A 20,447-nucleotide genomic window follows, 5' to 3' on the forward strand; every position below is an offset into this window, starting at 1 on the left:
CGAAAAATGGTAGTTAACGGGCCTCAGCCAGGGCAAGTTTCCGATCACACTCCTTTTCCCAAAGCTGGGCTATTTTGGACTTAAACGTGATAGACCAACACCGGCACTGTCGATTTTGTGATCATTTTTCCGGTCTGACTTGGGTTGAGTAAACCGTCTAAGAAACCACGTTCGCGGCTGGTCATAACCAGCAGATCGGTGGGATGCTGATCGAGGTATTCATTCAGGCCATCCGTCACGGTGCTGGCCTTGATTTTATGACTGGAATAGGGAGCCCCATTAGCCACCTCATTCAGCTCGGCCAGCGCATCACGGTCGTTATACAGATTCGGCTGATTGTCGGCATCTACGGTTAACAGCTGCAGTGATGCGCCAAACTCCTGCGCCAGCGCCAGAGCCGCCCGGAACGAATCGGTATCATTCGCTTCCAGCTGACTGGCAAATGCAATCGTTTTTAGCTGCGCAGGTGCGCTATCTGCACTCGTTGGCACAACCAGCACCGGGCAGGAAGCCCCCGAAACAACACTCGTTGCCGAGGTACCCATTAACCGGTCGAAAAACGAGTTCATGTCGCTACGTCCGGTTACGATCAGGTCAGCATTGAGCTGCCCGGCCGCGGCTACAATCTCATCCCCAATAGGTCCTACCCGCCAGTCGGACTGCACCGAAAAGCCTTCTGAACGGAGCTGATTCGCCAACGTATCCAGGCCCTCCCGGCTGATTGCCTCCAGATCAGCCGCCATCTCTACGGTAGACACCGTATCGACTACGCCTAGCGGGGCACCGCTGATCGGTGGGGTTGGGAGTAAATGAATGTGCACCAGCGCCAGCGAAGCGCCGTACTGCCTCGCGAGTAAACGCGCCCAATCGAGTGACCGTGTTGACGAAGCGGTAAGATCCGTAGCAAGCAGAACCGTTTTCATGATACGTAGGGAATGATTGATAAATACCTGTTCGGCCATAAAACTAAGTTGAAATCTGGTTTAGCCCGAAAAGTGGTTAAAAACTTACTACGCAGGTCACACCTCAATCCGGTACGTTCCCTATCCTGCAAACGAGCTAAAGGGCCGAGCGATGCTCCATACTAATTACTTCGTGGCCTGAGGCACGGATGGTTTCGTTGTGAACTCCATAATTCGAAACACTTCCTGCCGTACCACCTCAAAAGTGCGGCTTTGCTGGGTGTGAAGCTTAATCTGTTCAGGATTTGGTGCTGTACTCCGATTCGCCAGGGCATCCATCGTGGCCATACTCTGGGCCGCAATCAGGCTGTAACCTTTTTCGCTGCCATTCGGTACAACCAGGGTAGACAGATCCCAGCCAGCAATCGTGTTGTTCTGTACTCGCTCACCAGCCTGCCGCTTCATCGGGGCCACCAGACTTGTCCAGTCGGCAGCGGGATCACGCAACCGCATAAAATCGATAGCGACCAGTGGCGTTTTGGCGGGCGTAAAGCCAGGGCTGAACACCGCGTCGACAGTTTCCCAGATCTCCATCTTCACCACCGGGGCCGTTGCCCGGTCGCGTTTCTGTAAATCAGCCATTCGCGTTTTTACACTATCACCGTAAACCCTGGACATGCCCGCGGGCGAGGCACCTTTGATGCCCATACTGGGCGTAACAATCACCGTTACGTAGTCGTATTCGGAAGGGTTCGTGTTGGAACTCATCTGCTTGACCAGCATATACCAGCCAATCATATTGCCTTCGTCAACGGCCGCTTGATTAACGGTCCGCCACTCTTTTTCCACCAGCAGCGCATCCTGAATAGTTAAGCCAGGGGATAGCTTGTGGTAAATCAGGTATGTATAGGCTTTCGGTGATGGAGCCGATTGACCTAGAACTGGAGCGGCCAGTTTCATAAAACAGAACACCGCGAGTACACAACGAATTGGAGAAGGCATGATACGTAACGTTTAAGCATAAACTCAAAGTAGACCGCTGTCTACTGCACATTGTACGCAGATCAACCGCCTGAACCTTGTCACCGGTAAGCTTAGGCTGGGGTGAGCGGCTCACACAACGATTCGTTCAGGAGGGGCAGGTTCCTGAGCTGCTCGTATTCAGGCAGGGTAAATAAGGCCGATAAGGCTTTCAGATCGCGGGGGCGGTGCAAATCACTGCTGATAAAGTCGACCCAGCCACGCGTTAGCAGTAAACGTGCCTGTGCCTGCACCCGGTTACCATATAATCCCGTAAGCGACCCCCAATTCAATTGAAACAAACAGCCATGCTCACGCAGGTTCGTAAGCACCGACAGATCCTCCCAGTAATATGGGTAGCGTTCCGGATGAGCCAGTACGGGTGTATAGGCTTTGGCCTTCAGCTGGGCTACCGAATGGAGCAGGTGCATTGGGGCCGCGGCCCAGCCCAGCTCAAACAATACATATCGGGCCGCGCCAAATGTCAGGATATCATTCTGCTGGATACGCTCGTGAAACAGCTCATCAAGCAGGTACTCAGCAGCCACTTCGATCTTAAGACCAAGATTGTGTTCATCAGCCAATGTTTGCAATTGAACCTGCCCCGCCCGCAACGTAGCTGTATCGTTGGGATACCAGTCGTAACTAACGTGCGGAGTCGCAACAACCTTCTGTATACCCCAAGCGGCTAATTGTTTCAGGCACTCGACAGCCTCTTCCGGACTGCTAACGCCGTCATCTATACCAGGCACTACATGAGAATGCATGTCAACCCGCCAGAAACACGAATCGGCTCCCGGACTTGAATGCAGCCGGGATTGTGGAGTAATTGCCTGGCGAATCGTCTGCCAAATGTCCATATTATGCTATTGGCTATTTGCTGGTGTCAGCTCCTGTTGTCGATTGCCTGTCGACTAACTTCTTTTTTCGGCTACATCCTCACCTGGCCACGCTATGTATCGGCGTTCGGCTATGTCAGTTCCAGCGCAAAGTAACAGGAATCAGGCATCCCAATAACGAAGCAGGTGTCGTTCTATGACAAACCCGATTAGTTTTGCGCCCTCTATCAATATAACATTGTAACATGGCTATTCGGAAACTGGCTTTAGATGAGCTTAACCGGCTGTCGGTCGACGCGTTCAGGGATGCCCCTAAATTCTCTTTCTGCCTGATTTTGGATAACGTACGTAGTCTGAACAATGTGGGTTCGGTGTTCCGCACGGCCGATGCATTCCGGGCCCAGAAGCTGTACCTATGCGGCATTACCGGTACACCTCCCCACCGCGACATTACCAAAACCGCCCTAGGCGCCACCGAGTCGGTCGATTGGGCGTACGCCAGCGATGTTACCCTACTTACCGAGCAGCTGCGTGCCGATGGATGGATTGTGGCCGCCGTTGAGCAGGCCGAAGGCAGCGTATCATTGGCCGATTTTAAGCCTGACCCGAACAAACGATACGCTTTTGTGTTGGGTAATGAGGTGACCGGCGTGGCCGACGCAGTGGTCAGCAGCGCCGATTTAGTGCTTGAAATCCCTCAATTCGGCACAAAACACTCACTCAATATTGCGGTCACGGCTGGCATTATCTGCTGGGATTATCTGCAAAAAGCGCAATGAAAACTTAATATGGAATTTTTGATCGTCATAAAAAAAGCGTATTCATTTGTAAATTTTTCCAGTTGAACCAATGGCAAAAAGCGCAAAAAAAACAAAGCAGAAATCACTGACCGTCGACATTGTCAGTTCAATCGAAGCCCGATTAGGCGAGGTTGGTACCGCTTCCAGGAAAATAAAGAAGTCCATCGAGAAGTCGGCCGAAAAGCTGGCGAAGAAGCTCACCAAGCTGATGGATAAGCACGAAAAGAAGGCCGCTAAGCCCACCAACAAAAACACCGAAAAGAAGGCCAAAAAACAAGCGGCTAAAGCGAAGAAGAACGCGGCTAAAGCCGAAAAAAAGGCTAAATCTGTAGCCAGCCCCAAAGCAGCGGAATCGTCGATCAGCACGCCTACTGCCAAAACGTTGGTTGTTCCGCCCCCTACCCCAACACCGGTGAAGGCGACGACGGGCAGAACCACATCAGCTCGGAAGCCCGCAGCTTCCCGTCCGGCTACTCCAGCCGCCCCGGCTCCAGCAAGTTCCGATTCTCAGACTGACAATCCGTAATACCATTTTTCTTGATTTGTCGTAGAATAGCCCGCTTCTGGTGGGCTTTTTTGTGGATATTACTTGCATTTGTAAATGTTTTTTTCTGACATTTACATTAATATCTAGTCGACCAACACAGTAGATAGTAAACATATAGGCCTACTATTTGCTGTTTGGTAGAAAACCGTATTCTATGACTCAACGCTCTACCTTTCCTTTTCTCGCGGTAGCGCTATTTCTCTTAGCACTAACGGGTGGGTTAATTTACGTTAACTGGTCTTCACTACCCGAAACGGTACCGCTTTTTTCCCCTTCGTTACGTTGGCTGGCCCTGTTTGTCATGGCCGTAGCCTCGCAGGTAATTCTGGGCTATGCACTGTGGCGGCTGTTACGTCGTCGGCAGCGGTCCGACGTGCAAACCGAAGTACTTCACTCACTGGTACACGAATTTCAAACGCCAATCACCGCGATTCGCATGGCGGCCGATATTCTGGATTCACCCATTGCCCGGAATCAACCCGAGCGCACCGACAAGTACATTCGCATCATCCGGGAAGAAACCGAACGGCTCCAGCACCAGGTCGAGACCATGTTGACGCTGGCCCGCGCCGATCGTAATACGCTGACCCTGAACCGGGAGCCGATTCAATTGCACCAACTGCTGCATTCTGTTGCCGAACGGCATGGCGATTATCTGCGGCTGTGTCTGCTCGGTTCCGATACGTCGCTGCTGGCGGACAGACTGCACCTGACCAACGTACTGCACAATCTGCTCGACAATGCCGTGAAGTATAGTACAGACCAGCCCGACATTACTTTATACAGTGAGCCAACCGACAATGGGCTGCTGATTGCGGTGTGCGATCGGGGAGTTGGCATAGCTCCGCAATTCATCAACCAGGTCTTTAAACCTTTTTTCCGCGTTCACGATAACAACCAGCCCTGCGTGAAAGGATTCGGATTAGGGTTGAGCTACGTGCAGCGTATTATTCAGGCCCACGACTGGCAAATCAGCGTTAAAAGCGAGCTGGGACAAGGCAGTGAGTTTCTGATTTCTGTTCCCTCAACGGCTGTTTTATCGTCCCGCATCGAGGCTCTTCCAGTTCAGCAAACGGTTTGAAATACCGATATAAATGTTTACTATTTTATAAATTAGTAAACATTAAGTATATTTCATAAAACAGGCCCCTGAACGAACTCGCTCAGGGGCCTGTTTTATGAAAAGCCGTTAACAACAGCTGTCGGCTTACTTGCTTACGTTTGCCTGCTGTACCGGCGTCACTTTCATAACGCCGTTCATCATGCGCCAATGGCCGGGGAACGTACAGACGAAGGGATAATCGCCGGGCTGAGCCGGTGCCGTAAATTTCAGGCGATACGTCTGATCCGGATTGACCAGGGGCGTAGCAGCAATCACCTGTGAAATGCTGGGCACATAGTTCTTATCAGCACCGTCTTTAGCGGTGATCATTTTGTCAGCCGCGGCTCCAATGATTTCCATGCTTTTGGGCTTACCGATCACTAAGTTATGCTGCATGGCGTCGGGGTTCTCCAGCACGATCTCAATCTGTTTGCCGGCCGTTACGTTGAACGTCTTCTTGTCGAAGCGCATCTCTTCGCGTACCGTCTTCATGCGTACAACCTCTACGTTCGGATCAGCGGGTTCGGCTTTGGCCATACCCCAGGCTTCGTACAGGCGGGTCAGGCGCTCGCGGTTATCGGCCGAAACGGTATTCGTTAAACTGGCCAGGAACGTTTTGTCTTCATCACGAATGGTCGCTTTTTCTTTCAGATTCCAGCCTTCTGCAACACCTTTAACAATGGCGGTCCGTTGGGCAACATCGAGTTTCTGCGATTGACGAAGCAGGGCCACCACCGAATCGGCCGGTGCCGCCGAGGCATAACTGCGAATGGCCCGTTCGAGCACGTAGGCGCTCATGCTTTGCGGAGCCTGGTACATGAACTTGTGGGTAGCGTTGTTATTCTGCTCGTTACTCTCAGCAATCTTATTCTCCCGGTCCATCATAACCGTGATCGTATACTGGCCAGCCCGCTCGAACTGCGTGATGAAATCAGTATTCCAGGGCCCATTGTTACCCTTACTGATCGTTACCGTTTCGCCGGGTTTGATACCCGTGTTATGGGCTACGCTGACGTAATCTAGCTTCGCCTTGTCCGTCACATCCGCCGGACCCTCAATGTGGATCGAAAGCGGAATTGGCGTACCGGCCGGTATTGCTACGCCCCCCTGATTGGTCACATCCACAAAAATCTGGGCGCGTTCCCGCAGGCCCGGCGACTCAGGTGTCGTACGAATAGCAGCGATCATCAGGTCAGCTGCGTTTGTGTCGAGTGGTTGCCGGCGTGACTGTTCGGGCGCGCTGGGTCCGCTCTGCCGACTCGTACTGGCCCCGTGCTGGTGCTTCATCGGTTCGCTTGCCGATGGCATAGCTGACGGCGAAGCGGGTGCATTAACGGCTAATTGTTTTAGATAGCTTTTCAGAAGTTGACCCTTATTGCTGTTTAAGGCAACGGCAAAGGCTTCGGGCAACCACCGGTCATTCTGCTTGTCAGCTTCGTTCAGACGAGCCAGGATTGTATTCTGAACCTGGGGAGTCAGCGGAATCTCCGACAGCGTTAATAAGCTGTTCAATACAACCAACGGTTCTTTGTCGTGCAGAAGATCGTTCTGCAACACTAAAGCCGGAGTCTGGGCAGTTCGTGGCAGGAGCTGAACAGCCGTTTTGCGAACCCCTGGGCACGGGTGCTTCAGGGCACTCGTCAGCGCTTTCGCTACGTCGGGATTTTCCAACGCGCCTAATCCGCTCAGCGTCCATAAGGCATGAACAGCCGCTGGGTTAATACCAATTTCATCGACAGACTGGTCATTGACCAGGGCTACCAGCTGCGGCACTACGTCTTTGTTAACCCGATCGATCAACAAGCGCTGGGCCGTTGTCCGCCAGAACATATTGGTATTTTTCAAGGCAGCGACCAGCTCGGCCGGACGATCCTTGCTCAGCGTCATGGGTGTATAGGCCGGCGCGTTTTTGTAACCAACCCGATAGATACGACCGTGCGTAAAATCACGTAACGGAGTTTCGTAGGCATTGCCCGATCCATTGGTTGCCCCGGAAGGTGTAGGGTTATGCTGAATGATGAAGCTATACCAGTCCACAACCCAAACCGCTCCGTCTGGTCCCACTTCGGCAAACACGGGCGCAAACCATTCATCTGCCCCAGCCATCAGGTTAAAGCCGTCGACATCTTCGTAATCAGTGCCTTGTTTCTGCATAACGTTCTGATGCACAATGTGCCCGGTCGGCTCCGATACGAAGGCAATCTTATTCCAGTATTTCTTGGGGAAGGCACGGGCCGTGTAGAAATTATGACCGGCTGCGGCCGTGAATCCACCGAATACATCCACCTGCCGAACGCGGGGCGTAATGGGCTTCATATCCTTGTGAGTGTCGGTGCTGCGACTGCCGTTTTCCCGAATGTGCGGGGCTCCGCTAAAGTAACGATGCGGAATTGCCATGTACCAGCCGTGCGAATTGTTGGCGGTGCTGCCGAATACATCACCCGTTTCGTTGAAGGCCATGCCCCACGTATTGTTCGACGTAGACGTTACGTATTCGAGTTTTGAGCCATCCGGCTTAAACCGGAAAAGGCCCTGCCCAAACTTCACGCTATCGGCTCCGATCTTTCCTTTGAAACCAGAGTACCCCACACTTCCCCAGATCCAGTTGTCGAACCCGTAGTGGAGGTTGCTCGGACCAGCGTGGGTATCGAAGGTGCCGAATCCGGTGAAAACAACCTTCTTAACATCCGCCTTATCGTCGCCGTTGGTATCCTGCAGGAACAGCATGTGTGGAGCCTGCGATACGTATAAGCCGCCATTGCCAAAGGCCATCCCGGTCGGAATGCTGAGCCCCTCGGCGAAGTGGGTAAACTTATCGGCTTTGCCGTCTTTGTCCGTATCCTCGCAAATGACGATGTAGTCAGAGCCGCCTTCGGGCTTCCGTTCGTTCGGGTAATCTTTCGTAATCAGGACGAACAGCCGGCCGCGCTCATCCCACGACATAGCAATCGGGTGCATGACGTTCGGCTCCTGAGCAAACAGATCGAGGGTGAAGCCGGGCGGAACCTGAATGTGCTTCATCGACTCTTCGGGCGAGAGCGGCTTCTGTTGCAGCTGTGGACCAGACCGTTTTTCGTAGTTCGGCAGTTTTGCCTCATTGTACGCAAACGGCTGCGGATTCAGGGCATCGTGCAGTTTTTTGACGTCGTCGCCCACGGCCCACAAAATGCCACGCTCCAACAACTGCTGAAATCCGGTCTGGCTCCAGGTACGTTCGTCGTGGCCATATGCAGTATAAAATACGCGTCCTTTACCATACTGCCGTGTCCAGGTGTACGGTTCTTCCTTTACACCCGGCTTATCGGTTGCCTGATCGGCTTTGATATCTCGAACGGCCAGTACGTTGTTATCAGCCTGTAAATGGCTGTGCAGATACGTTTCGTCATAGGCTTTAAACGAGGGCAAACCGGCTACGATCGCATTGTCGGGCTGCGTGAAGCGGGTCTGGATGGTATCCATCTTATGCCGCCAGAACTGTCCCCCCACAACTTTATCGACGTATTCGGTTGAGTTCCGGAAGCAGAACGAGGCACAATGCACGGGGATCACCCCTTTACCAGAGGCAACGTAATCCAGCAGAGCCTTTTCCTGCGGCTTAGGAATACTATCCCAGTTGGCGTAAATAAGCAGCCCATCATACTGCGCCAGATTTTCGGGATTAATATCTTCCAGCTTATCGGTGTACGTAATGTTAATGCCCTTATCGCCTAAGGCCGCCATCAACTGAGGTACCCGCTCGATGGGTTTGTGATGCCCGTGATCACCTAAAAACAGGATTTCAACCCGTCGTGGCCGGGAGGCCTCCTGACGAGTGTTCGTCTGGGTAGCCGATTGGCGGGCGCATTGCGTGAGCAACAATAACCCACTTATGAAAAAGAGATAACCGTATCGCATGTCTCTTGATTGTTAAAGCATTCGTTATCAAATAATGTATCTGCAACTTCTAATTTTCGGTGTAAATCTGAATCCGTTCGGCCCAATTGGCTCCAAAGGCAATCTTCATTCGATTTCCCTGGGGTGTGATGAGCACTTTAGTCGGGTACTCGCTCACGCGAAACTGCTTGATAAAAGCCTCATTGACCATCGCGACCGGGAAGGTATATGCCTGCTTTTGGATAAATTCCCGTACTCGTGTTTCCGTATCGTGACAGGCAGCAGTCAACACAACAAGATCCTGGCGATTCGCTTTGACGAGTTCATTATAGAATTTTTGAAAGCGGGGAAATTCCTCAACGCAGGGTTTACACCAGGTTCCCCAGAAGTCAATCAGCACCCATTTGCCCTTGTGCTGTCCGTAATCAAACGTTTTGCCGTCCAGGTCAACGAGTTTGAATGGTTCAGCCGCTTTCAGTTTTGCATTAAGCATCTTCGTCCAATACACATGGAACGGCTGATCGGATACTGGTGCTTTAGCGTAATACGTCTTAAGCAGATTGATATATCCTGGATCAGCTAACGTCAGTTCGGTCAAGACTTGAACAGCCGCCACTGTATTTCCTTTGTTCAGCAGAAAATCGACATAAGGCTTGTGAAACTCTTCTTTATCCGGACTCCCAAAAAGAAAGAATGATTCGTAGAAGTAGGCGGGTTTGGCTAACCGATCGTTTTCGTCCGGACTAAACTCCGAAGCGGCTTTCAACAAGCGCTCGGCAAGTGCCGTATTATTAGCCGCCAACGCTTCCTGGGCTTTCATGAAGTTGGCACTAGCCATCAGGTACCGAAAGTAAGCTCGCGAAAGACGCCGTTCCCGGTCCTCAGCAAATTGATAATACTGACCATTAACCGCATGCTCCAGGCGTTGCCGAGTGTGTTCAAACAGCGTGTCGGCTAAGGCCGCGTACATCAATTTCGACTTAATCAACTGGTAAATCAATAAAGCATACCGATCGATTCGATTTCCCTGTTCTTCTTCCGACCTGGCCTGAGCCACTAAAAAACCAGAGACGAGCCGACGAATTTTCGCCGAATCGACCAGGGCTTTCCTTGCTTCGACCCACCTTTGAAGCGGATAGATTGATCGTTGTAAGGGCAGATTACCCGCGGTCAGTTTGGTCAACAACTGCTCGTAGAAAACCGTATCAACGCGCGATGAAGCACCAGGTATAAAACTTTGGGCAAAACTGTCATGCATCAGAAAATTAACCATATCGGCCCGCTGAGAAGCAAGCATTTGCGCATTGTAAAAAGCAGAGTCTATATTCCTGGTATTAATACAATGCTGAAACTGGTTAAAATAAGACGCAGGTGAAATCGACTGACCGTATGCGGCAAATGTTACGCATAACAGCGTAAGGCCCAGACTAACCGATGTTCGTATATCTTTCATATCCTGAACCTTACTGCATTACCCGTCTATTCTTCTTGGTTACGCTTCCGAAAAATTGGGCAGCTTCATGATCTGACCGCCTTGCAGAGCCGATTCATGCGCCAGAATCCCTACGCTCGTCCAGTTGGCCGACTGGGCGGCATTGGGGAACGGTTCGCGATCCTCAATAATGGCCGAAACAAACTCATGCACCATGTGCGGATGCGACCCACCATGTCCTCCCCCCTGCGTAAACGACAGGTGCTGTTGCTCGTCGGCATCATAAACGCCTTTGGTCGTAAACCGCTGGATGGAGTCAGGAAGCAGACGTGCGTAATCCGGCACGGTTACTTTTTCCGGAATTTCCGGCTCGGGTTTCTTCGCCGTATGGATAACGGGCTGTTCATCTTCGATCAGCTGCCACTCAAACGACTTCTTGTCGCCATATACCTCGAAGCTCTCGCGATATTGCCGCGCTACGTCGAACAAAGACCGATAGACGTAAGCCGACAAATCACTATTTTTGAACTTAATGTGCGCCGACTCAACCGCAAAAGGTGAGTTATGGATCTTCGCTAACTCTTCGCGGATTGTTCCGGACCCAAAGCAGGAGACGTAATCGGCTTCAAGCTTCAGCAAACCGGCCACTGGCCCGACGCAGTGCGTTGCGTAGTGCATCGGGGGCAGACCAGGCCAATAATCCGGCCATCCATCCATGTCCTGCTGGTGGCTGGCTTTCAGGAACTGCACCTTACCCAGTTCGCCTTTTTCGTACAATTCTTTAACGAACAGAAACTCGCGGCTATATACCACCGTCTCCATCATCATGTATTTTTTACCCGACTCCTTGCACGCTTTCACGATCTCCATGCACTCCTCGACTGTCGTGGCCATCGGAACGGTGCAGGCGACGTGCTTACCGGCACGTAACGCTTTCAGGCTTTGCTCAGCGTGGTTGGGAATGGGCGAATTGATGTGAACAGCATCAACCGCCGGATCGGCCAGGAGCTCGTCGTAGTTGCTATACCGTTTTTCGATACCAAAGGCATCGCCAATCTGGTTAAGTTTTTCGACGTTACGTTGGCAAATCGCGTACATGTTGGTGTGCGGATGCCGCTGGTAGATGGGGATGAATTCGGCCCCGAACCCGAGGCCGACAATAGCAATGTTCAGTTTCATAAAGGGTGAGTGAGAGAAATAATGATAAAGCGAAACACGAAGTCCAGGCGATTAAATAAGCGTTTCAACATCGGCGGCTGCCTTTCGCTCCGCTTCGGCGACGGTCCGACTCATGACTTCGTTCTTTAAAAAGGTTAACCCATCGGCAGCTAACTGCTCGGGCGAGTCGAACATGGGGCGGAAGATGTGCGCGGCCTGTGCAATTGCGGGCGGATTTACACCGAACGCTTCTATAGCGACAGGCCCTTCGTAGCCAATCTCCTGCAAGGCATCAAAGACCAGATCGAAGTTTATCTGCCCCTGTCCTGGTGTGGAGCGGTCATTTTCGGAAATCTGAACATGGGCCAGGTAAGGCGCCAGCTTACGCAGGGCACCAGCCATTGATTTCTCTTCGATATTGGCGTGGAACGTATCGAAAGCGGCCCTGCAGTTGGGATGATCGACCGCTTCTACGTAGCGCACCAGATCGTCGGTACACGTCAGCAGATACGTTTCGAAGCGGTTTAAATACTCGACCGCGAGGGTCACGTTACGTTCCTGCGCGTGTTCGGCGACTTCGCGCATAGCGGCCACCGACCGTGCCCATTCCTGCTCAGTGGCAGGCTGCCCCGTAAAGGTTTTAAACCCGGCATACAGGGGGCCCATCAGAATGGTTCCTCCGGCCGCAGCCGTGCAGTCGATAACGCGCTTGAGATACGTAATCCCCGCCTGACGAACCGTTTCATTGGGGTTAATCAGGCAGTACTCCGGTCCGCAAATCGTGCAGGCCTGAACGCCTAACCCCAGCTCGCCGAGCTGCTGACCGATGCGCTGCCACTTCGCCAAAAAATCGGGATTCTCACCCGACTCATTGATGGGCAGTTCAACAAAGTCAAACCCCTGCTCCTTCAAAAATAAAAACGTTCTGGACAGATCTTCATCCATCGTTGTTGTCCAGACGAACAGGTTCATTCCCAGCTTATTCATATCTGTTCGGAAAATAATTACACAAAAGTATTCAACAAAATAGTGGTATTCTCAGCCTTTTTTGGCTAGTATTGACTTTATATTATCTTACTTGGAGCACTAACTTGGTTTTATGTGTTAAAATAAAGAATTTCAGATGAAGCAGGCGCTACGTAAAGATCTTGAACCCGTTGGTGCTTCATTTACCGTACGCGGGTTGATTGAGCCCCATTTTGACCCTAACTGGCACTTCCATCCCCACTACCAGTTGTTTCTGGTAGAGGAAGGTACCGGCACGCGGTTTATCGGCGATTCGATCAGGCCCTTCGGACCGGGCGACTTAGTGTTTTTAGGTCCCAATTTACCGCATTTATGGCGAAGTGATAAATCGTATTTCAATAAACCGTCGGGGTTAGCGACCCGGGGAATCGTTGTTTATTTTTCCGAAGATTTTTTAGGCAGCAGCTTTTTCGATAAGCATGAAATGGTACCGCTCCGGCAGTTACTGAACCATGCCCGAAAGGGGTTGGAATGGACGGGGCCAACGCGCAGTCGGGCCGAAGAGTATCTGCGGGAATTAGGCCAGTTGCCGGTTGGATTCGGGCGAGTGCTTTGTTTGCTCAACCTGCTCGATGAGCTTTCACACGCGACCGACTACCGATTTCTGACCAGCCCAGGGTACATAAATACGGTTAAACCTGCCGAAACGGACCGTATGCAGCAAGTACATGACTACGTACTGAGTCACTTTCCCGGCGACCTTAGTCTGGATACGGTTGCCGATCTGGCGGGTATGACGCCCCCCGCGTTCTGCCGGTATTTCAAAGCCCGCGCCAACAAAACATTTTCGGAGTTTGTGTCGGAGGTACGTATTGGGCACGCCTGTAAACTCCTCATTGATGGCAAGCTGAACATCACGCAGATCAGCTTTGAGAGTGGCTTTCGGACGTTATCTAACTTCAATCGGCAGTTCAAGGAAATCACGGGGCAGACGCCGTCAACTTACGTAAGAACGTATCGAGAGTTATAACAAAACAGCCCGACTTCTGCGCAGAAGTCGGGCTGTTTTATGAACAGAACCTGATTAATAACCCGTGGACGTACTTGCTGACGGATAGGCTGTTGCACCTTCCTGCACAAAGGCCAGCAGGTCTTGATTCAGCCGATCCCGTTCGGTGTAGAACAACCCGTGGGGTGCCCCGCTGTACACGATATAATGCGCATTCGGTAAGGCTTCAGCGGTTCGTTCGCCCGATGATTCGATTGGTACGGTCTTATCACTATCGCCGTGAATGACCAGCGCCGGCACGTTGATCTGTGTTAGATCGTTCCGAAAATCCGTCATTGCAAATGCCTTTCCGCATTCGATGGTTGCTCTAGGCGACGCCAGGTAGGCACGTATGAAGTCACCGTCTAAATGTGCCTGACTTACAGGATGACTCACCAGGCTTACACCGTAAAACTGCTTACTAAAGGTTTGCAGAAAGTCAGCGCGGTCCTTTTTCAAATTGGTCAGTATATCATCGAATACGTCCTGATCAACACCGTCCGGATTATCGTCAGTTTTAAGTAGATACGGTGTTACAGCGCTCACAAACGCAACTCGCGACACCCGTTCCCCACCATGACGGCTCATGTAGCGGGCCACTTCACCGCCACCCATCGAAAACCCAACCAGCGTAACATTCTGTAGGTTCAGCTCATCGAGCACCGCTTTTAAATCATCAGCCAATGTATCGTAATCATAACCATTCCAGGGTTTCGACGATTTACCAAACCCTCGCCGGTCGTAAGCGATGACACGAATACCGTGTTCTGGCAGCTCGTTCATCTGGTAATCCCACATTTCATGGCTCAACGGCCAGCCGTGTATCAGCACTACAGGGCTGCCGGTTCCCCAATCCTGGTAAAATAAATTGACGTCGTTGCCCTGGGCGTCCACGCCGGCTTTGATGTAACTCATAACGTAAGTAAATTTTAGATACTTGTTAAATAACCATTATGTCAACTAGAGTTACGCAGAATGGTTCGTAACAAATTGGCCGTTTTGGGCTTTTACTCAGTAATTCACTAGTACTCCATCATGAAACCATCTTTGTTAGCCCGGCTTTCCAGCCAGCCCGATGCGCTTGATCACTTACTGTACGGACTTACCGATGAGCAGATACGCCAACGCCCCCAACCCGACCACTGGTCAATACTTGACCACATAGCCCACCTGGGCCGGTATCAGGAGATTTTTCTGGATCGGATGCAGCACATCACCACGGGCGAAACGCCTGCTTTCTCGCGCTACGTAGCCGACGATGACCCCGGCTTTACCGATTGGGCGCGACTCTCGTTTGATGAGTTGATCGAGCGAATGCGGGGTGAACGCGCTACGTTAAACGCCTTCCTCAGCGTTTTGCACGAAGAGCAGATCACGCGGGTTGGCCTGCATCCGGTTTATGGGCCGATGACGATTGAAGGCTGGACTGAATTTTTCCTGCTTCACGAAGCGCACCATCTGTTCACGATCCTGAAACTAGGTGGTGCGCTCCGAAGCAGCGAGCAACCTATGGGCTGGTATATGCTCCCACTATCCTGAAAAATAGCGAATGTTGGTAGTCTGCTGAACCCGGAATCGAGAAAATTTACATCAATACGCCCTGAAATACCTCATCTAACCGCGATACGGGTTTGATGTTGATTCTGAAGCCTTTAGTGTCCAGCCCTTTCATATTGTATTTAGAGATAAACATTTGTTTAAACCCCAACTTTTCGGCTTCGGCAATACGTGATTCAATCCGGCTCACGGCCCGTACTTCGCCACCCAGGCCGACTTCGGCCGCGAACGCAACCGACGGCGGAATGGCAATGTCTTCGTAGCTCGATACCACAGCCGCGCAGACCGCCAGGTCGATGGCCGGGTCTTCGACACGTAAGCCGCCGGCAATATTCAGAAATACGTCCTGCTGCCCCAGTCGGAAACCGCCCCGCTTTTCGAGAACAGCCAGCAGCATGTTCAGCCGTTTGGCATCAAAACCCGTACTGCTACGTTGTGGCGTGCCGTAGGTGGCCACGCTAACCAGAGCCTGCGCTTCAATCATCAGCGGGCGGTTACCTTCCAGCATCGAGCCGATCGTTACGCCACTCAAGGCTTCGTCGCGTTGGGAGATCAGGATTTCGGATGGGTTTGTTACCTGCCGCAGCCCGCTACCAAGCATTTCGTAGATGCCCAGTTCGTCGGTGCTGCCGAACCGGTTCTTGGTGGTGCGCAGAATCCGGTACGTAGTGTGCCGGTCACCTTCAAACGTCAGCACGGTGTCCACCATGTGTTCGAGTACTTTAGGCCCGGCCAGGGAGCCCTCTTTGGTGATGTGGCCAATCATAAACACCGGCACTCCGCTCTCTTTGGCGTATTTCATAAATTCGGCGGTACACTCCCGCACCTGCGATACGCTCCCTGCTCCCGACTCGACCAGCGATGATTGCATGGTCTGCACCGAGTCGATGATCAGGATTTCCGGCTCAAAATGCTCCACGACCCGAAAGATATTCTGGGTTGACGTTTCGGTCATGATGTGGCAATCGCTGGTGGGTGCGTCGAGTCGTTCAGCGCGCATCTTAATCTGCTGCTCACTTTCCTCGCCCGATACGTATAGCACCCGCATGCCCGACAGGCTCAGCGCAATCTGTAGCAATAACGTCGATTTGCCGATACCGGGCTCACCGCCGATAAGTACCAGCGAACCGGCGACAATACCTCCGCCCAGTACCCGGTTCAACTCGCCATCGGTCGTATGGATGCGCGGTTGTTCTTCGTAATTAATGGCGTGAAGAGCCTTGGGCTTAGCCGCTACTTTCAGACTACCCGGTCCTGACGAGGGGCTCCGCCAGCCGCCTTTTTCGGGTTCGTCTTTCTGAACAACCTCTTCAACAATTGTATTCCACTCTCCGCAGGTTGGGCAACGGCCCATCCATTTAGCCGTTTGCTGGCCGCAATTCTGACAAAAAAAGGTAGTTTTTAACTTGGCCATTGACACGAGTCTGGTTGGGATATATGCTGGTTTCTGTTAAATGCAGCCCGGTCATTAAACCCGGCGAGGTTTAGGCACTCAAAGAATAAGTTAAGCCAGAGGAAACAGACTAAACCTGCTGCAGCAAGCTGATTTTTGGGGGTAATCGTTACGTATAAATAACGCCGTTTCCTCGAAATAAGTTGACCTCCAATACCGGATCTGACGACTAAGCGTTTAACCAATCACATAGTCTATACAACCATGAAAAAAAACCTGCTTTTCACGCTGCTCACGTTATTGCCCGCACTCACATTCGCCCAGGGCGGCTTTCAAATTGGTATTAAGGGAGGGGTTAACCTATCCCGGCTCAGCCTGGGGCCGTTTATAAAGACGAGTACCAATGCCAATGGTTCGCCAAATGTAAACGTCGATGGGCAGACGTTCCGCAACAGCATCAGCGACAGCTTCGACAGCCGAACCGGTACGTCCTTCGGCATCTACACGCGCTTTGGCAAAAACCTGTTTCTGCAACCTGAAGTATTGTACTCAACCCGGGCCGGTTCATTTGAAGTGATACGTAACGGACAAAGTCAAACCGTTACGGTTAAAACGACCAGTTTCGATATACCGATTTTATTGGGTATCAAAGGCGGTCCGATTCGGGTGATGGCCGGTCCGGTCATATCGCTCCGGGTTGGTGATAATCAGAAGTTAGGGGAAGCCATACGCCAGTATACCAGCGGTACGCTGAACGACGCCTGGTCGCAAGCGTATTACGGGTATCAGGTAGGGGGTGGACTGGATTTGGGCTCGTTCGGACTCGATGTCCGCTACGAAGGCAACCTCTCCGACGTTGCACAGATCAATGATCCAAACGGGCAGTTTAACCAGCGCTTCAAATCCTGGCAGGTTACGCTGGCCTACCGTCTGTTCTAGCGAAACTAAACCAGGCACGCAAAAAGCAGCCTACGAAAACGTGGGCTGCTTTTTTGTATCTGAAGTTGAGGAATAGACTGACTAAAACAAACCGTTGCCATCCGCCCCCAGAGGAGTTTGCAGCAACGGTTGTCCGTTCAATTAACCCACTAAATATGCGTCTAAAAAGATTGGCTGTAGCCGCAGCAATCAGCATCTGGCACCAGGCCAACCGACTAAAAGCAAAACCAACTTAAAATTCTATTTACGCTAACGTAGCTATCAGGGATTCACCATATCCGTAGTTTTACCTATCAGGAGTACGCTAGTTTACTAACCGCTGCCAATATAGCGCTAGTTGTTGCGAAATGTCTTTCATCCGACGGCGTGATATGGCAACCTCCCGACCGTCGGCCAGGCGAACCTGCCGTTCTTTGGTAAACACGCTGTACTGAACGTAGCCTAGGTTGACGATGTACGATTTATGGATACGTAGAAACATCGATCCGTCCAGCGATTTTTCAAATTCTTTGAGTGTTTTCGATACCAGATACCGCTTACGGTCACGGGTATACAAAAATGTATAGTTTCCTTCCCCCTGTAGAAACAACACATCATCTACTGAAATAAAGATGGTCCGGTTCAGATAAGGGAGCGCGATCCGTTGCGAACCACGTTGATACGAAGCGGGAAACTGAGGGGCGATAGGCGTTGGCTGAGCCGGGGCGAAAAGATTAGCTTCCATTTTCGAGATAGAATTGGTTTAGTGTGCGTCTCTTATGACAAAACAAAACTATTCTACTCGGGCCGCCTTAAAAAAGAAAGCCTGGTTGGCAATCGTCGACTCACAAAGTCAACCAACTGTCAATCAGGCTTTTAATCTGATTTAAAGTATATCTTTTGAGTGAATGTACCCAGTCTATTACGTAAAACTACGTACTGAGGTGGCGTACGTACCTTCAGAGCCTATCTGCGGATTAATCCTAAGGCTTTATTAGCTCAAAGCCACCGGTTGGAATTCCCGGATGCGCTCCATAAACATTTGCGCCCGACGACGTGAAATTTTCACCTGCTGTCCATCGATCAATTCCAGTTCTCCTTCTTTCTTCACAAAGAATTTCCGCACAAAGCCAAGGTTAACAATGCAGGATTTGTGAACACGAACAAACGCCTGTCCATCGAGCAGCGTTTCGTATTCCTTCAGCGTGCGTGATACGAGCATCTTCGTACCATCTTTCAAAAAGAAGTTTGTGTAATTACCTGACCCTTCCAAGCGTACAATTTCATCAACGGATACGGTACGCTTACGATCGTAAAACGGGATGAGGAGCTTTTGCAAACAGGAAGAGTCGGCAATTTTTTCCACACTTTTGTGGAACGGCATAGACATAGGATCAAAGATTGAGTCGTTAGCAAATGCTTTCATAGTCGTTTTGAGTGATGATTAAAAACTAGTAGTTCGAGGCTGACATTCAGAAACTTAGGTCCGTTACTTACTGACAGAATCCGTTGTTTGTTGACACCCACTGCCCAAACCTATTCGCAAGAATCAGACCTACATAACACAGTTCAATCATATTGTTTGCAGAAAATACCTAACTCCTTAACCATCAAAGCCACTTCACCACTTACTCAACATCTAGATATTCGTCGGTTTTATACCGTATGTCGACGCTAACCCTCATAGTGTGTAATAAAGACCCCAACCTACGGGATTCCCAATCCGCGGTTCTATGCTATTCCGGCTTTTACGTACCTTTGTAAGCAAGGGCACTAAAAAAGCCGGAATGTATGCTGGAAAAGGTTAAAACCATATATCAGGAAATTGAGCAGTATGACGTCAGGTCGCCAGAGCAGCTAGAGCAATTTCGCTTACGCTTCATCAGCCGCAAAGGCGTTATTACTGAATTATTTGAAGGGCTGAAAAGCGTGCCTCAGGCCGACCGACGGGCCGTAGGTCAGGAGTTGAACGGCCTGAAAAATCTGGCTCAGGACCGGTTCGAATCATTTACCCAACAGATTGAGGAGCAGCAGACATCGGCCAGCAACACCCCGCCGGTTGATCTGACGCTGCCTACCATTCCTAACCTGACGGGTACGCAGCATCCCCTGACTCTGGTTCGCCAGCGGATTATCCAGATTTTCGAGCGGATTGGCTTCAACGTCGCTGACGGCCCGGAGATCGAATCGGACTGGTATAATTTCGGTGCGCTGAACTTCCCCGACAACCACCCCGCCCGCGACATGCAGGATACGTTTTTCGTGGAAAAGAAAAGCGATGGCTATCCAGACGATATTTTGTTACGTACGCACACCTCGAACGTGCAAATCCGGCTCATGGAGCGGCAGAAACCTGATACGGACGGTGCGCCGACGAGCTTCCGGCCGATTCGGTCGATTATGCCGGGTCGGGTTTACCGCAACGAAACGATTTCGGCCCGCGCCCACTGCATGTTCCACCAGGTCGAAGGCATTTATATTGACCGGAATGTAGGCTTCAAAGATCTGAAAGATACGCTATATCACTTTGTGAAAGAGATGTTTGAGCCCGGAACGCAGATTCGTTTCCGCCCCTCCTATTTCCCGTTCACGGAGCCAAGCGCCGAGATTGATATTTCGTGTCAGATTTGCGGTGGTAAAGGCTGCAACATCTGTAAACATTCGGGCTGGGTTGAAATCGCCGGTTCGGGCATGGTTGACCCGCAGGTTATTGCCAACTGCGGAATCGACCCCGAAGAATTCACCGGCTTTGCCTTTGGGATGGGCGTTGAGCGCATCACGCAGCTCAAGTACGTAGTAAACGACCTTCGTCTATATACCGAAAACGATGTCCGGTTCCTCCGACAGTTTGAAGGACTATAAATTAATGAGCGAAAGAGTGAATGAGTGAAA

Annotated in this window: 18 protein-coding genes; 7 read left to right on the top strand and 11 right to left on the bottom strand. The window is 51.3% G+C overall.

Annotation, left to right across the window (positions count from 1 at the left end):
• Nucleotides 1–80: 80 nt before the first annotated feature.
• The 3 genes from ACYVBJ_RS25450 to ACYVBJ_RS25460 all read right to left on the bottom strand — a co-directional run bounded on the left by ACYVBJ_RS25450 (nt 81) and on the right by ACYVBJ_RS25460 (nt 2,782).
• Nucleotides 81–923 carry a universal stress protein gene (locus ACYVBJ_RS25450; RefSeq protein ID WP_460985104.1) on the bottom strand — a complete coding sequence of 281 codons (843 nt, stop codon included), beginning with the start codon at nt 921–923 and terminating at the stop codon, nt 81–83.
• 165 nt (nt 924–1,088) lie between these two features.
• Nucleotides 1,089–1,904, bottom strand: coding sequence for a hypothetical protein (locus ACYVBJ_RS25455; protein ID WP_460985105.1), 816 nt, complete (start codon nt 1,902–1,904; stop codon nt 1,089–1,091).
• Nucleotides 1,905–1,996: 92 nt separating this feature from the next.
• On the bottom strand, nt 1,997–2,782 hold the full coding sequence (locus ACYVBJ_RS25460; protein ID WP_460985106.1) for a tyrosine-protein phosphatase: 786 nt from the start codon (nt 2,780–2,782) through the stop codon (nt 1,997–1,999).
• Nucleotides 2,783–3,006: 224 nt separating this feature from the next.
• Between ACYVBJ_RS25460 and ACYVBJ_RS25465 the strand changes: the two genes are divergently transcribed.
• The 3 genes from ACYVBJ_RS25465 to ACYVBJ_RS25475 all read left to right on the top strand — a co-directional run bounded on the left by ACYVBJ_RS25465 (nt 3,007) and on the right by ACYVBJ_RS25475 (nt 5,189).
• Nucleotides 3,007–3,540, top strand: a complete 534-nt coding sequence (locus tag ACYVBJ_RS25465) for a TrmH family RNA methyltransferase (RefSeq protein WP_460985107.1) — start codon at nt 3,007–3,009, stop codon at nt 3,538–3,540.
• A gap of 70 nt (nt 3,541–3,610) precedes the next feature.
• Nucleotides 3,611–4,087, top strand: coding sequence for a hypothetical protein (locus ACYVBJ_RS25470; RefSeq protein ID WP_460985108.1), 477 nt, complete (start codon nt 3,611–3,613; stop codon nt 4,085–4,087).
• Between the two features lie 175 nt (nt 4,088–4,262).
• The gene (locus ACYVBJ_RS25475; RefSeq protein WP_460985109.1) at nt 4,263–5,189 is read left to right on the top strand and encodes a sensor histidine kinase; all 927 of its coding nucleotides are present in this window, start codon (nt 4,263–4,265) and stop codon (nt 5,187–5,189) included.
• Nucleotides 5,190–5,315: 126 nt separating this feature from the next.
• Here ACYVBJ_RS25475 and ACYVBJ_RS25480 read toward each other — a convergent pair whose 3' ends face one another.
• The 4 genes from ACYVBJ_RS25480 to ACYVBJ_RS25495 all read right to left on the bottom strand — a co-directional run bounded on the left by ACYVBJ_RS25480 (nt 5,316) and on the right by ACYVBJ_RS25495 (nt 12,660).
• Nucleotides 5,316–9,104 carry a PVC-type heme-binding CxxCH protein gene (locus tag ACYVBJ_RS25480; RefSeq protein WP_460985110.1) on the bottom strand — a complete coding sequence of 1,263 codons (3,789 nt, stop codon included), beginning with the start codon at nt 9,102–9,104 and terminating at the stop codon, nt 5,316–5,318.
• 49 nt (nt 9,105–9,153) lie between these two features.
• Nucleotides 9,154–10,380, bottom strand: coding sequence for a TlpA family protein disulfide reductase (locus ACYVBJ_RS25485; RefSeq protein ID WP_460985111.1), 1,227 nt, complete (start codon nt 10,378–10,380; stop codon nt 9,154–9,156).
• Nucleotides 10,381–10,575: 195 nt separating this feature from the next.
• Complete coding sequence (locus ACYVBJ_RS25490) at nt 10,576–11,694, bottom strand: Gfo/Idh/MocA family protein (protein WP_460985112.1); 1,119 nt, start codon at nt 11,692–11,694, stop codon at nt 10,576–10,578.
• A gap of 51 nt (nt 11,695–11,745) precedes the next feature.
• On the bottom strand, nt 11,746–12,660 hold the full coding sequence (locus ACYVBJ_RS25495; RefSeq protein ID WP_460985113.1) for a sugar phosphate isomerase/epimerase family protein: 915 nt from the start codon (nt 12,658–12,660) through the stop codon (nt 11,746–11,748).
• A gap of 136 nt (nt 12,661–12,796) precedes the next feature.
• On the opposite strand from ACYVBJ_RS25495, the gene ACYVBJ_RS25500 reads away from it, so the two are divergent.
• Nucleotides 12,797–13,669, top strand: a complete 873-nt coding sequence (locus ACYVBJ_RS25500; RefSeq protein ID WP_460985114.1) for an AraC family transcriptional regulator — start codon at nt 12,797–12,799, stop codon at nt 13,667–13,669.
• Nucleotides 13,670–13,723: 54 nt separating this feature from the next.
• Here the strand turns inward: ACYVBJ_RS25500 and ACYVBJ_RS25505 are convergent, their stop codons facing one another.
• Complete coding sequence (locus ACYVBJ_RS25505; RefSeq protein ID WP_460985115.1) at nt 13,724–14,602, bottom strand: alpha/beta fold hydrolase; 879 nt, start codon at nt 14,600–14,602, stop codon at nt 13,724–13,726.
• Between the two features lie 120 nt (nt 14,603–14,722).
• Between ACYVBJ_RS25505 and ACYVBJ_RS25510 the strand changes: the two genes are divergently transcribed.
• Nucleotides 14,723–15,226 (top strand): DinB family protein, encoded by a 504-nt coding sequence (locus ACYVBJ_RS25510; RefSeq protein WP_460985116.1) that lies wholly within the window; start codon nt 14,723–14,725, stop codon nt 15,224–15,226.
• 46 nt (nt 15,227–15,272) lie between these two features.
• On the opposite strand, the gene radA is transcribed toward ACYVBJ_RS25510, so the two are convergent.
• On the bottom strand, nt 15,273–16,658 hold the full coding sequence (gene radA / locus ACYVBJ_RS25515) for a DNA repair protein RadA (RefSeq protein WP_460985117.1): 1,386 nt from the start codon (nt 16,656–16,658) through the stop codon (nt 15,273–15,275).
• 243 nt (nt 16,659–16,901) lie between these two features.
• Between radA and ACYVBJ_RS25520 the strand changes: the two genes are divergently transcribed.
• Entirely contained in the window at nt 16,902–17,576 is a 675-nt protein-coding gene (locus ACYVBJ_RS25520; RefSeq protein WP_460985118.1) for a porin family protein, read from the top strand.
• A gap of 304 nt (nt 17,577–17,880) precedes the next feature.
• On the opposite strand, the gene ACYVBJ_RS25525 is transcribed toward ACYVBJ_RS25520, so the two are convergent.
• Nucleotides 17,881–18,300, bottom strand: coding sequence for a LytR/AlgR family response regulator transcription factor (locus ACYVBJ_RS25525; RefSeq protein WP_460985119.1), 420 nt, complete (start codon nt 18,298–18,300; stop codon nt 17,881–17,883).
• Nucleotides 18,301–18,549: 249 nt separating this feature from the next.
• On the bottom strand, nt 18,550–18,981 hold the full coding sequence (locus ACYVBJ_RS25530) for a LytR/AlgR family response regulator transcription factor (protein WP_460975031.1): 432 nt from the start codon (nt 18,979–18,981) through the stop codon (nt 18,550–18,552).
• A 365-nt stretch (nt 18,982–19,346) separates the two neighbouring features.
• Between ACYVBJ_RS25530 and pheS the strand changes: the two genes are divergently transcribed.
• Nucleotides 19,347–20,417 (top strand): phenylalanine--tRNA ligase subunit alpha, encoded by a 1,071-nt coding sequence (gene pheS / locus ACYVBJ_RS25535; protein ID WP_460985120.1) that lies wholly within the window; start codon nt 19,347–19,349, stop codon nt 20,415–20,417.
• Nucleotides 20,418–20,447 lie beyond the last annotated feature (30 nt).

The organism is Spirosoma fluminis, assembly GCF_054778895.1.

Bases quoted from the DNA above. Each gene is read 5' to 3' on its own strand.
- ACYVBJ_RS25450 (WP_460985104.1), bottom strand. From the start codon at position 923: ATGAAAACGGTTCTGCTTGCTACGGATCTTACCGCTTCGTCAACACGG.
- ACYVBJ_RS25455 (WP_460985105.1), bottom strand. From the start codon at position 1,904: ATGCCTTCTCCAATTCGTTGTGTACTCGCGGTGTTCTGTTTTATGAAA.
- ACYVBJ_RS25460 (WP_460985106.1), bottom strand. From the start codon at position 2,782: ATGGACATTTGGCAGACGATTCGCCAGGCAATTACTCCACAATCCCGG.
- ACYVBJ_RS25465 (WP_460985107.1), top strand. From the start codon at position 3,007: ATGGCTATTCGGAAACTGGCTTTAGATGAGCTTAACCGGCTGTCGGTC.
- ACYVBJ_RS25470 (WP_460985108.1), top strand. From the start codon at position 3,611: ATGGCAAAAAGCGCAAAAAAAACAAAGCAGAAATCACTGACCGTCGAC.
- ACYVBJ_RS25475 (WP_460985109.1), top strand. From the start codon at position 4,263: ATGACTCAACGCTCTACCTTTCCTTTTCTCGCGGTAGCGCTATTTCTC.
- ACYVBJ_RS25480 (WP_460985110.1), bottom strand. From the start codon at position 9,104: ATGCGATACGGTTATCTCTTTTTCATAAGTGGGTTATTGTTGCTCACG.
- ACYVBJ_RS25485 (WP_460985111.1), bottom strand. From the start codon at position 10,380: ATGCTTGCTTCTCAGCGGGCCGATATGGTTAATTTTCTGATGCATGAC.
- ACYVBJ_RS25490 (WP_460985112.1), bottom strand. From the start codon at position 11,694: ATGAAACTGAACATTGCTATTGTCGGCCTCGGGTTCGGGGCCGAATTC.
- ACYVBJ_RS25495 (WP_460985113.1), bottom strand. From the start codon at position 12,660: ATGAATAAGCTGGGAATGAACCTGTTCGTCTGGACAACAACGATGGAT.
- ACYVBJ_RS25500 (WP_460985114.1), top strand. From the start codon at position 12,797: ATGAAGCAGGCGCTACGTAAAGATCTTGAACCCGTTGGTGCTTCATTT.
- ACYVBJ_RS25505 (WP_460985115.1), bottom strand. From the start codon at position 14,602: ATGAGTTACATCAAAGCCGGCGTGGACGCCCAGGGCAACGACGTCAAT.
- ACYVBJ_RS25510 (WP_460985116.1), top strand. From the start codon at position 14,723: ATGAAACCATCTTTGTTAGCCCGGCTTTCCAGCCAGCCCGATGCGCTT.
- radA (WP_460985117.1), bottom strand. From the start codon at position 16,658: ATGGCCAAGTTAAAAACTACCTTTTTTTGTCAGAATTGCGGCCAGCAA.
- ACYVBJ_RS25520 (WP_460985118.1), top strand. From the start codon at position 16,902: ATGAAAAAAAACCTGCTTTTCACGCTGCTCACGTTATTGCCCGCACTC.
- ACYVBJ_RS25525 (WP_460985119.1), bottom strand. From the start codon at position 18,300: ATGGAAGCTAATCTTTTCGCCCCGGCTCAGCCAACGCCTATCGCCCCT.
- ACYVBJ_RS25530 (WP_460975031.1), bottom strand. From the start codon at position 18,981: ATGAAAGCATTTGCTAACGACTCAATCTTTGATCCTATGTCTATGCCG.
- pheS (WP_460985120.1), top strand. From the start codon at position 19,347: ATGCTGGAAAAGGTTAAAACCATATATCAGGAAATTGAGCAGTATGAC.